Annotated in this window: 9 protein-coding genes; 6 read left to right on the forward strand and 3 right to left on the reverse strand. The window is 72.3% G+C overall.

What is annotated here, in order from left to right; genetic code table 11:
• Window positions 1-12: 12 nt before the first annotated feature.
• From ACFWMZ_RS23785 to ACFWMZ_RS23795, 3 genes are all read right to left on the reverse strand, one after another.
• Window positions 13-189: a DUF6191 domain-containing protein gene (locus tag ACFWMZ_RS23785; protein ID WP_383179596.1), complete on the reverse strand. Its 177-nt coding sequence runs from the start codon at window positions 187-189 to the stop codon at window positions 13-15.
• 45 nt (window positions 190-234) lie between these two features.
• Window positions 235-1,353 (reverse strand): PQQ-dependent sugar dehydrogenase, encoded by a 1,119-nt coding sequence (locus tag ACFWMZ_RS23790; protein WP_383203954.1) that lies wholly within the window; start codon window positions 1,351-1,353, stop codon window positions 235-237.
• Between the two features lie 324 nt (window positions 1,354-1,677).
• A complete protein-coding gene (locus ACFWMZ_RS23795; protein WP_383179599.1) occupies window positions 1,678-2,688 on the reverse strand; it encodes an aldo/keto reductase in 1,011 nt (336 codons plus the stop codon).
• An 82-nt stretch (window positions 2,689-2,770) separates the two neighbouring features.
• Between ACFWMZ_RS23795 and ACFWMZ_RS23800 the strand changes: the two genes are divergently transcribed.
• The 6 genes from ACFWMZ_RS23800 to serA all read left to right on the forward strand — a co-directional run bounded on the left by ACFWMZ_RS23800 (window position 2,771) and on the right by serA (window position 13,004).
• Window positions 2,771-3,721 (forward strand): 2-hydroxyacid dehydrogenase, encoded by a 951-nt coding sequence (locus ACFWMZ_RS23800; RefSeq protein ID WP_383179602.1) that lies wholly within the window; start codon window positions 2,771-2,773, stop codon window positions 3,719-3,721.
• A 445-nt stretch (window positions 3,722-4,166) separates the two neighbouring features.
• Window positions 4,167-7,211: a putative bifunctional diguanylate cyclase/phosphodiesterase gene (locus ACFWMZ_RS23805; protein ID WP_383203943.1), complete on the forward strand. Its 3,045-nt coding sequence runs from the start codon at window positions 4,167-4,169 to the stop codon at window positions 7,209-7,211.
• 260 nt (window positions 7,212-7,471) lie between these two features.
• A complete protein-coding gene (locus ACFWMZ_RS23810) occupies window positions 7,472-9,319 on the forward strand; it encodes an acetolactate synthase large subunit (protein WP_383179608.1) in 1,848 nt (615 codons plus the stop codon).
• A 32-nt stretch (window positions 9,320-9,351) separates the two neighbouring features.
• Window positions 9,352-9,876: an acetolactate synthase small subunit gene (ilvN, locus tag ACFWMZ_RS23815; protein ID WP_003951028.1), complete on the forward strand. Its 525-nt coding sequence runs from the start codon at window positions 9,352-9,354 to the stop codon at window positions 9,874-9,876.
• 175 nt (window positions 9,877-10,051) lie between these two features.
• Window positions 10,052-11,050: a ketol-acid reductoisomerase gene (gene ilvC / locus ACFWMZ_RS23820; RefSeq protein ID WP_383179613.1), complete on the forward strand. Its 999-nt coding sequence runs from the start codon at window positions 10,052-10,054 to the stop codon at window positions 11,048-11,050.
• Between the two features lie 331 nt (window positions 11,051-11,381).
• Window positions 11,382-13,004, forward strand: a complete 1,623-nt coding sequence (gene serA, locus ACFWMZ_RS23825; RefSeq protein ID WP_383179616.1) for a phosphoglycerate dehydrogenase — start codon at window positions 11,382-11,384, stop codon at window positions 13,002-13,004.
• Window positions 13,005-13,034 lie beyond the last annotated feature (30 nt).

Consider the following 13,034-nt stretch of genomic DNA (forward strand, 5'->3'; position numbering starts at 1 on the left):
CGGCTGCGCCCCTCACTCCCCCTGCCGCCGACCCGGCACCCGGATGACCACGTGCCCCGAGGCGAGGTCGATCGGCCCGGTTCCCGGATCGGCCGAGTCGGCGTCCACCCGCGTCAGTTCCAAGCGCTTCTTCTCCTCCTCGGTGTGACGCCGTCCGGGAGCGAAGAGCTGCTCGATGAGGTTGAACACGTGACCACCTCCATGGCGCGGGGTGCTGCTCCGGCTTCTGCACGATCAGCGCACCCGCACCTCCAGAATCCGGTCGTCGCCCTTCTCCGGGGAACCCCTGCCGTCTGTCTCGTTGGTCACCACCCACAGCTTGTCGCCGCCCGCTGAGACGACGGTGCGCAGGCGGCCGTACTCACCCTCCAGGAACGCCTGCGGCTCGGCCGACGGCTTGCCGCCGGAGAGCGGGATGCGCCACAGCCGCTCGCCGCGCAGCCCGGCCATCCACACCGAGCCCTCGGCGACCGCGATGCCGCTCGGTGAGGCGTCGGCGGTACGCCACTGCTCCGCCGGGTCGCGGAAGTCGCCCTCTCCGTCGCCCTCGCCCTCCACGTCCGGCCAGCCGTAGTTGCCGTCCTTCACGATGTGGTTCAGCTCGTCCCAGGTGTCCTGGCCGAACTCCGAGGCCCACAACCGCCGGTCCTCGTCCCAGGCCAGACCCTGGACGTTGCGGTGGCCGTACGACCAGACCACGGAGTCCGCGTCCGGGTTCCCCTCGGCCGGCTCGCCGTCCGGGGTCATCCGCAGGATCTTCCCGCCGAAGGACTCCTTGTCCTGGGCGAGGCCCTCGTCGCCCGACTCGCCGGTGCCCACGTACAGCATCTTGTCGGGGCCGAAGGCGATCCGGCCGCCGTTGTGCGTGAAGCCCTTGGGGATGCCCTTGAAGACGGTGCTCGGCGCGGAGAGCCGCTCCCCGGGGGGCTTCTTCGGGTCGTACCGCATGCTCGCGACGCGGTTGTCCGACTCGGTGGTGAAGTAGGCGTACACCAACTGGTCCGAGGCGTAGCCGGGGGAGAGGGCGAGGCCCAGCAGGCCGCCCTCGCCCTCGGCGTCCACCCCGGGCACCGATCCGGCCTCGCTGGTCTTCCCCGACTCGCCGTCGACCTGGACGATCTCCCCCTCGTCCCGAGAAGCGACCAGGAGGTTCCCGTCCGGCAGCGGGGCCAGGCCCCACGGGGACTTCAGGCCGGTCGCCACCGTGCGGAGCACGTCCACCGACCCCTTGTCGGGCGGCGCGTCGGAGGTCTCGGAGGACGACGCCGAACCGGACGGGCTCGCCGCGCCCGAGGAGGATCCGCCCTCCGGCTCGGAGGAGTCCGAGGAGCAGCCGGCCCCCAGGACCGCCATCGCCACCGCCGCCGTGAGGGCTCCCAGCGGCCGGCGGCGCACGGACCGCCCCGGTGGTGCGGGGCGCGGCGGAGGGGTGAGGAGGGCGGGCGGAGTGGTCGGCATGATCGGTCCCTTCACGACGGTGATGGTTGGTTCCTAACCCGCCGCTCCCACCGGAATGCGCGGAACGCTCCGATCGGCCGCGAACCCGAACGCCCTGTGCCCGGTTTCTCAGCCTTCCGGGGCACCCCGGACCGTCAACGGCGCGCACCGCGCCACCCGCCCGGGGGCGGCGGAGGAGGCCGGGGAGCGGACGGCCGGCCGGGCGGCCCCGGCCGGACCTCAGTCCCACGACCCCTGCGCCGGAGGCAGCCCGTCGATCTCCGCGAGGTCCCGCGCGGTCAGCCGCAGCCCGGCGGCCGCCGCGTTCTCCCCGACCCACCGGGCCTGCTTCGCCCCCGGCACCGGCACCACCAGCGGCGACCGCCCGAGCGCCCACGCCAGCGCCACCTGCGCCGGTGTCGCCCCGTGCCGCTCCCCGACCCGCCGCAGCCCCGCCACGACAGGCTGGTTGGCCGCCATCATCTCCGCGGTGAACCGGGGATGGCGGGCCCGCAGGTCCTCGGGCTCGAACCCCTCACCGGGCCGCAGCGTGCCGCTGAGGAAACCGTTCCCCAGCGGCATCGCCGCCATCAGGCCCACGCCGCGCGCGGCGCACCAGGGCAGCAGCGTGGCCAGCGCCTCCGGCGACCAGACCGACAGCTCGGCCTGGACGGCGCTCACCGGGAACACCTGCTGGACCCGTTCCAGCTGGCGAATCGTTCCCGCGTACAGCGCCTCACCGTCGAGCCGCCCACCGCTGCCCCGGCGGCCGCCCCGCGCACCGACCGCGCACAGCCCGAGCGCCCGCACCTTGCCCGCCGCGACCAGCTCCGCCATCGCGCCCCAGGTCTCCTCCACGGGCACCTCGGGGTCGGCGCGATGCAACTGGTACAGGTCGATCACATCGGTCTGCAGCCGCCGCAGTGAGGCGTCGCACGCCCGCTTCACGTACCCCGGGCGGCCGTTGGCCACGATGTGCTGGTCACCGACGAGCAGCCCGCACTTGGTCGACACGAACGCGTCCGCGCGCCGCTCGCGCAACACCCGGCCGAGCAGCAGCTCGTTGGTGAAGGGGCCGTACATGTCGGCCGTGTCCAGTAGCGAGACCCCGGCGTCCAGCGCCGTGTGCAGCGCCCGCAGGGACTCCTCCCCGCGCTGCCGCGAGGCGGCGTACGCCCAGCTCATCGGCATGCATCCGAGCCCCACGGCCCCGACTTCGAGCGCCGTCGCGCCGATCGTCCTGCGCTCCACCTGGCCTGACCCTCCCGCTGCGCCTCCGAGCGACCCCAACGTAACCTCTGGCCCTCCAGGCGCTTCGCATAGCCTCCTGACCATGACTACCGATGTGTGGCTCCCGTTCGCGCCCGAGGAGATACCGGGCCTGCCGTCCGCCGCCGAGCACGGCCTCACCTACCGCTTCTGGGACGGCGGCGACGCCTTCCCCGCCGACCCCGCCGACTGCGCGTTCTACGTCGTCCCCTACCTCAAGGGCGCGGAGATCGCCGTACGCCCCCTCGCCGGGATGGCGCGGGCCGAGGTCGTCCAGACGCTCTCCGCGGGCGTCGACCATGTCCAGGCCGGGATGGAGCCGCTCCGCCCCGGCGTGCGCCTGTGCAACGCGCGCGGTGTCCACGAGGCGAGCACCGCCGAACTGACCCTCGCCCTGATACTCGCCTCGCTGCGCGGCATCCCCCGCTTCGTGGAGGGCCAGCGCCAGGAGGACTGGCGCTCCGGCTTCTACCCCGCGCTCGCCGACAGGACCGTGCTCATCGTCGGGTACGGCTCGATCGGTTCGGCGATCGAGGACCGGCTCGCGCCCTTCGAGTGCGCGCGGGTGCTGCGCGTCGCGCGCTCCGCCCGTGACACGGAGCGCGGCCCGGTGCGCCCGCTCACCGAACTGCCCTCGCTGCTCCCGGAGGCGGACGTGGTGGTCCTCTCCACACCGTTGACCGAGGCCACCAGGGGGCTGGCCGACGCCGAGTTCCTCGCCCGGATGCGGGACGGCGCCCTTCTCGTCAACGTCGCCCGGGGTCCCGTCGTGGACACCAAGGCGCTCCTCGCGGAGGTGGAGAGCGGACGGCTCACCGCCGCCCTGGACGTGACCGACCCCGAACCGCTGCCCGCGGGGCATCCGCTGTGGCACGCTCCGGGAGTGCTCATCAGCCCCCATGTGGGCGGCTCGACGTCCGCGTTCCTGCCGCGCGCCAAGCGGCTGCTGGCGCGTCAGCTCACCCGCTGGACGGCGGGCGAGCCGCTCGACAACGTGGTGCACACGACCTCCTGAACTAAGGGGGCACCCGCCGTTCCGCGCACCGCGCCGCCGCGTGGCGCGGTTGCCGGAGGCATGTGCGGCCGCCACGGAGCCCCTTGCCCGGAGGGCGCGCCTTGCCGGGCAAGGGCCCGCGAGAGCCCCGAATGGCCACGCTCCGCAGCGAATCGGGCGCTAGGGGTGGTCAACGGCCACGTTCGGTTACTGTATGTAGGTGACCCCTGTCCCTGAGTGACCGTCCTGGTGTATCGTCGCGGCAGGGGTGGCGCCAGGACGACAGGCGCCAGGGGAGAGAAAGCCAAGAACCGCGAGGGGGGCGACGGATGCTGTACGGCCCAGACACCCATGATCCGACGCGACACCGGACCGCCCGGACCCACGGGCGCCGCCGGGGCGGACGGCCCCGCCCGCCGGACCTCCGGCCCGCCGACCGCACGGCACCTCGCCGAGGGGACCCGCGGTGACCGGCCCCGGCGTCATGCCCGCCGCACCGGCCGCCCCCACCGCGGCCCCCGCCCCGGAGCCCGTCCGCGGTCCCGGCCCAGGAGTCCTCGGTCAGCTCCTCCTCGCCCTCGTCTGCGGGGGGTACGCCGTCGGCGCCGTCCTCGGCTGGGGCTCGCCCCGGCTCTCCATGGCGATGGGTGACTTCGGCCTCAGCGTCGCCGCGGGAACCGCCGCCGTCTCCTGCTTCCTCTACGCCCGCACCCGCGGCAGCCGCTTCCGCCCGGCCTGGATCCTCTTCGGCATCTCCTCGGCCATGGCCTCCCTGGGGAACGCCGCCTGGGGCTGGTACGAGGTCGTCCTCGACACCGAGGTCCCGAGCCCCAGCATCGCCGACGTCTTCTTCCTCTGCTTCGCGCCGCCCGCCGTGGTCGGGCTGCTCGTCCTCGCCAAGCGCCCCGTCACCCGCGCCGGATGGGTCTGCCTCGCCCTCGACTCCTGGCTCATCGGGGGCTCCCTGCTGACCCTCGCGTGGTCGCTGGCGCTCGCCCACACCGCCGACATCGAGGGCGGCAGCGTCTCCTACGCCGCGCTCAACCTCGCCTACCCACTGCTCGACATCGCGCTCGTCAGCATGATCCTGGCGCTCCACTTCCGGCGCTCCTCGGCAGGCCGCTCCGCGCTCAACACCGCCATCGGCGCCCTTGCCCTGACGGTGCTCTGCGACGCCCTGTTCACCTCACCGCTCCTGCACAACAGCTACCGCTCCGGCCAGATCCTCGACGCCGGATGGTTCGCCGGCTCGCTCCTCCTCGCCTACGCCCCCTGGGTCGGCCGCCACCGCGAGAGCGAGCGCGGCGCCCCCGAGGCGCCCCCGGCCCAGGACGCCCGGCCCGGCGCCGTCCGGCCCGGCGGGCACTCGGCCACCGCCGCGCACGACCGCACCAGCCCGATCACCGGCTCGCTCGCCGCCCTCACGCCCTATCTGGCGGCCGCGGTCTGCACCCTCGGCATCCTCTACAACGTGGTCAACGGCCGCAGCGTCGACCGCGTCGTCCTGGTGACCGCCTGCACCGTGGTCCTCGCCCTCGTCGTGCGGCAGGGCATCATGCTCATCGACAACATCGCCCTGACCCGTGAACTCGCCCACCAGGAGAACCACTTCCGCTCCCTGGTGCAGGGCTCCAGCGACGTCATCATGATCGCCGACCCCACCGGCACGCTGCGCTACGTCAGCCCCGCCGCCTCCGGGGTCTACGGCCGGGACGCCTCCGAGCTGGAGGACACCGAGCTCTCCGCCCACATCCACCCCGGCGACCTCGGCCGCGTGGTCCACGAGGTGCGCCGCTTCCTCGCCGCCGACCCGGCGGTCGAGCCCACCACCCGCATCGAGTGCCGATTCCAGTCCGGCCGCGGCACCTGGCTCAACGTCGAGTCCACCGTCAACCGCCACCAGGGCGGCCTGATCTTCAACAGTCGCGACGTCACCGAACGGGTCCGTCTCCAGGCACAGTTACAGCACAGCGCCGAACACGACCCGCTCACCGACCTGCCCAACCGCGCCCTGTTCACCCGCCGCGTCAGCCAGGCCCTCACCGGCCGCCGCAGCGGCGACCGCGGCGCCGCCGTCCTCTTCATCGACCTCGACGGCTTCAAGGCGGTCAACGACACCATCGGCCACCAGGCCGGAGACGAACTCCTCATCCAGGCCGCCCGCCGCCTCGCCGAGGCCGTGCGCTCCGGCGACACCGCCGCCCGCCTCGGCGGCGACGAGTTCGCGGCCCTCATCCTCGGCGACACCGGCGAGGACCGCCCCGCCCGCGAGGGCCACATCCAGGAGCTCGCCGACCGCCTCCGCAAACGCCTCTCCGAGCCCTACACCATCGACGGCAACGATGTCCGGGTCGCCGCCAGTATCGGCGTCGCCTTCGCCGAGCCCGGCCAGAACGCCGGAGAACTCCTGCGCAACGCCGACCTCGCCATGTACCGCGCCAAGGCCGCGGGCAAGGACCGGGTCGTGCTCTACGCCCCGCAGATGCAGGCCGACGTCGTCCGCAAGGCCGAGCTGGCCTCCCGGCTCCGCTCCGCGCTGCACGCCGGCGAGTTCGCCCTGCTCCACCAGCCGGTGGTCGACCTCACCACCGGCAAGGTGGCCGCCGTCGCCGCGCAGGCCCGCTGGCGCTCCGGGCAGGGCATCCTCTTCACCCCCGCCGAGTTCCTCCGCGTCGCGGACAACGGCGACCGCGCCGCCGACCTCGGCCGCTGGACTCTGGAGCAGGCCGTCGCCCAGGCCGCCGAGCGGCACCGCTCCGCCCACGCCGCGCCGGTCGTCGTCCGCCTCGGCGCCCGCCGCCTGCTCGACCGGGCGGCACCCCCCTACGCAGTCGAGGCGCTGCTGACCAGGTACGGGCTGCCCTCCGGCGGGCTGATCCTGGAGCTGGCCGACAGCGGCGGCGGGGTCCCCTCGGACGCCCTGGAGCAGCGCCTCACCGCGCTGCGCAGGCTCGGCGTCCGCATCGCCCTGGACGGCTTCGGCGGCGGCCACGCCACCGCGGAAGCCCTGCGCCGCCTCCCGGTGGACATACTCAAGCTCGACCGGGGCCTGGTCGAGGGGGTCGTCGAGTCGGCCCGCCAGCACAAGATCACCGCCGGGGTCCTGCGGATCGCCGCCGACCTCGGCCTCCAGACCGTCGCCGAGGGCGTCGACCGCCCCGAGCAGGTGGTGGCGCTGCGGGCGATGGGGTGTACCCACGCCCAGGGCATGGCCTTCGCGGGCCACCTGGACGAGTACCGCCTGCGCCGCAGCCTGACCCACGGCACCTACGCGCTCCCCACCGGCCCGGTCGTCCCCACCCCGCAGGGTCCGCCGCAGGCCGCCCTCGTCCCCGCCGCCCCCGGTGGCGCCGGGCTGCCCGGCGGTGAGCCGCAGGGGCCGGGCGGCGGTGCGAGCCTGGTCACACGGCGTGGCGCCGGGACCGCGGTCGCGCAGGCAGCGGCGGCGGGGCCGCCGCGCGGGCCCCGCCCTCTGGGACCACATCATGAGACTCCTGTCCCACCTACTTGACAGTCGCCGCACGCCGGGGAGAGGGTCAGTGCCATGCGCACCCGAATTCTCGTACTTGGAAAGCGCGTCGGCTGAAGCCAGGACATCCGTCCGGCGAACGTATCCGACGCGCTCCCCTCGCTTGCCACCTGGCACGAGGGGTTTTTTGTTGCACAGGTGCTCCCAAAAGCCCGCAAAGAACCCGCCGGGCGGCCGGGGGAAACCCGTACAGAACCGCCTGAAACCCGCACACACCCTCAGCTTCGAGAAGAGACACGCAGATGACCGAGCAGGCCACCGGGGCTCATCCGACGCCGCGGCCCCGTTCCTCCGGACCGCAGTCCGCGCCCGTCGAGCACGTCACGGGTGCGCAGTCCCTCATTCGCTCTCTTGAGGAAGTGGGCGCCGACACCGTGTTCGGCATCCCCGGCGGCGCCATCCTGCCGGCGTACGACCCGATGATGGACTCCACCAGGGTCCGCCACGTGCTGGTCCGCCACGAGCAGGGCGCGGGGCACGCGGCCACCGGATACGCCCAGGCCACCGGCCGGGTCGGGGTCTGCATGGCCACCTCGGGCCCGGGTGCCACCAACCTGGTCACCCCGATCGCCGACGCCCACATGGACTCCGTCCCGCTGGTCGCGATCACCGGCCAGGTCGCCGCCAAGTCGATCGGAACGGACGCCTTCCAGGAGGCGGACATCTGCGGCATCACCATGCCGATCACCAAGCACAACTTCCTCGTCACCAAGGCCGAGGACATCCCCCACACCATCGCCGAGGCGTTCCACATCGCCTCCACCGGCCGCCCCGGCCCCGTCCTGGTCGACATCGCCAAGGACGCCCTCCAGGCGAAGACCACCTTCAGCTGGCCCCCGCAGACCGATCTGCCCGGCTACCGCCCGGTCACCAAGCCGCACGCCAAGCAGATCCGCGAGGCCGCCAAGCTCATCACCGCCGCCAAGCGCCCCGTGCTGTACGTCGGCGGCGGCGTCGTCAAGGCCGGCGCCACCGCCGAGCTGAAGGTGCTCGCCGAACTCACCGGCGCCCCCGTCACCACCACCCTGATGGCGCTCGGCGCCTTCCCCGACAGCCACCCGCTGCACGTGGGGATGCCCGGCATGCACGGCGCGGTCACCGCCGTCACCGCCCTGCAGAAGGCCGACCTGATCGTCGCTCTCGGCGCCCGCTTCGACGACCGCGTCACCGGCAAGCTCGACAGCTTCGCCCCGTACGCCAAGATCGTCCACGCCGACATCGACCCGGCCGAGATCGGCAAGAACCGCGCCGCCGACGTGCCGATCGTCGGCGACGCCCGCGAGGTCATCGCCGACCTGGTCCAGGCCGTCCAGGCCGAGCACACCGACGGCCGCACCGGCGACTACACTGCCTGGTGGAAGGACCTCAACCGCTGGCGCGACACCTACCCGCTCGGTTACGACCAGCCGGAGAACGGCATGCTGGCCCCCCAGCACGTCATCGAGCGGATCGGCCGGCTCGCCCCCGACAACACCGTCTTCGCCGCGGGCGTCGGCCAGCACCAGATGTGGTCCGCCCACTTCATCGAGTACGAGCAGCCCGCCACCTGGCTCAACTCCGGCGGCGCCGGGACGATGGGGTACGCCGTCCCGGCCGCCATGGGCGCCAAGGCCGGCCGCCCCGACGCCACGGTCTGGGCCATCGACGGCGACGGCTGCTTCCAGATGACCAACCAGGAACTGACCACCTGCGCGCTGAACAACATCCCGATCAAGGTCGCCATCATCAACAACGGCGCCCTCGGCATGGTCCGCCAGTGGCAGACGCTCTTCTACAACCAGCGTTACTCCAACACCGTCCTGCACGCCGGTCCCGAGGGCGCCGACCAGCCCAACACCGGCACCCGCGTCCCCGACTTCGTCAAGCTCGCCGAGGCCATGGGCTGCGTCGCGATGCGCTGCGAGTCGCCGGACGAGCTGGACGCGGTCATCGCCAAGGCCAACGCGATCAACGACCGCCCGGTCGTCGTGGACTTCATCGTCCACGAGGACGCCATGGTCTGGCCGATGGTCGCCGCCGGCACCTCCAACGACGAGGTCATGGCCGCCCGCGGCGTCCGCCCCGACTTCGGCGACAACGACGACGACTGAGCCGCGCCGAACGCAGAGAGAGAACGACGCCCATGACCAAGCACACCCTCTCCGTCCTGGTGGAGAACAAGCCCGGTGTCCTCGCCCGGATCACCGCCCTGTTCTCCCGCCGCGGCTTCAACATCGACTCGCTCGCCGTCGGCACCACCGAACACCCCGACATCTCCCGCATCACCATCGTGGTCAATGTCGAATCCCTCCCGCTGGAACAGGTCACCAAGCAGCTCAACAAGCTGGTCAACGTCCTGAAGATCGTCGAGCTGGAACCCGGCTCGGCCATCCACCGCGAACTCGTCCTCGCCAAGGTCCGCGCGGACAACGAGACCCGCTCGCAGATCGTCGAGATCGTCCAGCTCTTCCGTGCGAAGACCGTGGACGTCTCCCCGGAGGCCGTCACCATCGAGGCCACCGGCTCCAGCGACAAGCTGGAGGCCATGCTGCGGATGCTGGAGCCCTTCGGCATCAAGGAACTCGTGCAGTCCGGCACCATCGCCGTCGGACGCGGCTCGCGCTCCATCACGGACCGCTCGCTGCGCGCGCTGGACCGCAGCGCGTAACGGGCGCCGCGCGCCGCGCACATCGGCGCGCACGCCCCGCGCGCATCCCCCGAGGACGCCTCTCGTTCGCCCGGTACGGGCGGCCCGCGCCGCCCGCATCGCGAGACCCGGACACGTCCACCACCCCGCCCGCCGTACGGTGGGACGCATCATCAGCACACCAAGGAGATTCCCAGTGGCCGAGCTGTTCTACGACGACGACGCCGACCTGTCCATCATCCAGGGCCGCAAGGTCGCGGTCCTCGGTTACGGCAGCCAGGGGCACGCCCACGCGCTGTCGCTGCGCGACTCGGGCGTCGACGTCCGGGTCGGCCTCCACGAGGGCTCCAACTCCAAGGCCAAGGCCGAGGAGCAGGGCCTGCGCGTGGTGACGCCCGCCGAGGCCGCCGCCGAGGCCGACGTCATCATGATCCTCGTCCCGGACCCGATCCAGGCGAAGGTCTACGAGGAGTCCGTCAAGGACAACCTCAAGGACGGCGACGCGCTCTTCTTCGGCCACGGCTTCAACATCCGCTTCGGCTTCATCAAGCCCCCGGCCGGCGTCGATGTCTGCATGGTCGCCCCCAAGGGCCCCGGCCACCTGGTCCGCCGCCAGTACGAAGAGGGCCGCGGCGTCCCCTGCATCGTCGCCGTCGAGCAGGACGCCACGGGCAGCGGGTTCGCCCTCGCCCTGTCGTACGCCAAGGCGATCGGCGGCACCCGCGCCGGCGTCATCAAGACGACCTTCACCGAGGAGACCGAGACCGACCTCTTCGGCGAGCAGGCCGTCCTCTGCGGTGGCACCTCCGCCCTGGTGAAGGCCGGGTTCGAGACCCTCGTCGAGGCGGGCTACCAGCCGGAGATCGCCTACTTCGAGTGCCTCCACGAGCTGAAGCTCATCGTCGACCTCATGTACGAGGGCGGCCTGGAGAAGATGCGCTGGTCCATCTCGGAGACCGCCGAGTGGGGCGACTACGTCACCGGCCCGCGGATCATCACCGACGCCACCAAGGCCGAGATGAAGAAGGTCCTCGCCGACATCCAGGACGGCACCTTCGCCAACAACTGGATGGCCGAGTACCAGGCCGGCCTGCCCAAGTACAACGAGTACAAGAAGGCCGACGAGAACCACCTCCTGGAGACCACTGGCCGTGAGCTGCGCAAGCTCATGAGCTGGGTCGACGAGGAGGCGTAAGTCCTCGGCGGGGTGGGGCCGGGACTCTCCGGCCCCACCCCGCGCACGCCGGTGCGGGTCCGCTCGCGCCGCCGCGGTGCACCGGCGTACGGTGGTGCCGCGCGCCGTTCCCGCCCGCCGGGGACGGCTTGTCGGAGTGTGTGTGGGGGCCCGTCAGCGGTTCGGACAGGATGTCCAACCTCGTACGGGTGATCCTTCCGCCGAGGAGCGGAGGAGAGCACCCCGGCACCACTACACTGCACAGACATACGCGTTTGCAGGCCCACAGCGTCGTGCGTCTCTCCACGCGGCTACCCTCCACCGCATGCGGCCGTCGGGACGGCCGTCCGCAATGGGACTTGTGAGGACTCACGTGAGCTCGAACCCCGCCAAACCGGTCGTACTCATCGCTGAAGAGCTGTCGCCGGCCACCGTCGACGCTCTGGGCCCGGACTTCGAGATCCGCCAGTGCAACGGCGCCGACCGAGGCGAGCTGCTCTCCGCCATCACCGATGTCGACGCGATCCTCGTCCGCTCCGCCACCAAGGTCGACGCGGAAGCCATCGCCGCCGCCACGAAGCTGAGGGTCGTCGCCCGCGCCGGCGTCGGCCTCGACAACGTCGACGTCTCCGCCGCCACCAAGGCCGGCGTGATGGTCGTCAACGCCCCCACCTCCAACATCGTCACCGCCGCCGAACTGGCCTGCGGCCTGATCGTCGCCACCGCCCGCAACATCCCGCAGGCGAACACGGCGCTCAAGAACGGCGAGTGGAAGCGCTCCAAGTACACCGGCGTGGAGTTGGCCGAGAAGACCCTCGGCGTGGTCGGCCTCGGCCGCATCGGCGTGCTGGTCGCCCAGCGCATGTCCGCCTTCGGCATGAAGATCGTCGCGTACGACCCCTTCGTGCAGCCCGCGCGGGCCGCGCAGATGGGCGTCAAGCTGCTGAGCCTGGACGAGCTGCTGGAGGTCGCGGACTTCATCACCGTCCACCTCCCGAAGACGCCGGAGACCCTCGGCCTCATCGGCGACGAGGCGCTGCACAAGGTGAAGCCGTCCGTCCGCATCGTCAACGCCGCGCGCGGCGGCATCGTGGACGAGGAGGCCCTGGCCTCCGCCCTCAAGGAGGGCCGGGTCGCGGGCGCCGGTCTCGACGTGTACGCGAAGGAGCCCTGCACGGACTCCCCGCTCTTCCAGTTCGACCAGGTCGTCGCCACCCCGCACCTCGGCGCCTCCACCGACGAGGCGCAGGAGAAGGCCGGTATCGCGGTGGCCCGTTCGGTGCGGCTCGCCCTCGCCGGCGAACTGGTCCCCGACGCGGTCAACGTCCAGGGCGGCGTGATCGCCGAGGACGTCCGCCCGGGCCTGCCGCTCGCCGAGAAGCTCGGCCGCATCTTCACCTCGCTCGCCGGTGAGGTCGCCTCGCGTCTGGACGTCGAGGTGTACGGCGAGATCACCCAGCACGACGTGAAGGTGCTGGAGCTCAGCGCCCTCAAGGGCGTCTTCGAGGACGTCGTCGACGAGACCGTCAGCTACGTCAACGCCCCGCTCTTCGCGCAGGAGCGCGGCGTAGAGGTGCGGCTGACCACCAGCAGCGAGTCGCCCGACCACCGGAACGTGGTCACGGTGCGCGGCACCCTCACCGGCGGCCAGGAGGTCTCCGTCTCCGGCACGCTGGCCGGGCCGAAGCACCTCCAGAAGATCGTCGCCATCGGCGAGCACGACGTGGACCTCTCCCTCGCCGACCACATGGTCGTCCTGCGGTACGAGGACCGTCCCGGCGTCGTCGGCACGGTCGGCCGTGTCCTCGGCGAGTCCGGCGTCAACATCGGCGGCATGCAGGTCTCCCGCGCCACCGTCGGCGGCGAGGCGCTCGCCGTCCTGACCGTGGACGACACCGTCTCGCAGGCCGTCCTCACCGAACTGGCCGACGAGATCGGCGCCTCGGTGGCCCGCGCGGTCGACCTCGGCGACTGACGCTCCTCCCGCAACGCCTCGCAGGGCCCG

The organism is Streptomyces sp. NPDC058373 (genome assembly GCF_042723275.1).
In the GTDB taxonomy this organism is placed as follows: Bacteria; Actinomycetota; Actinomycetes; order Streptomycetales; family Streptomycetaceae; genus Streptomyces.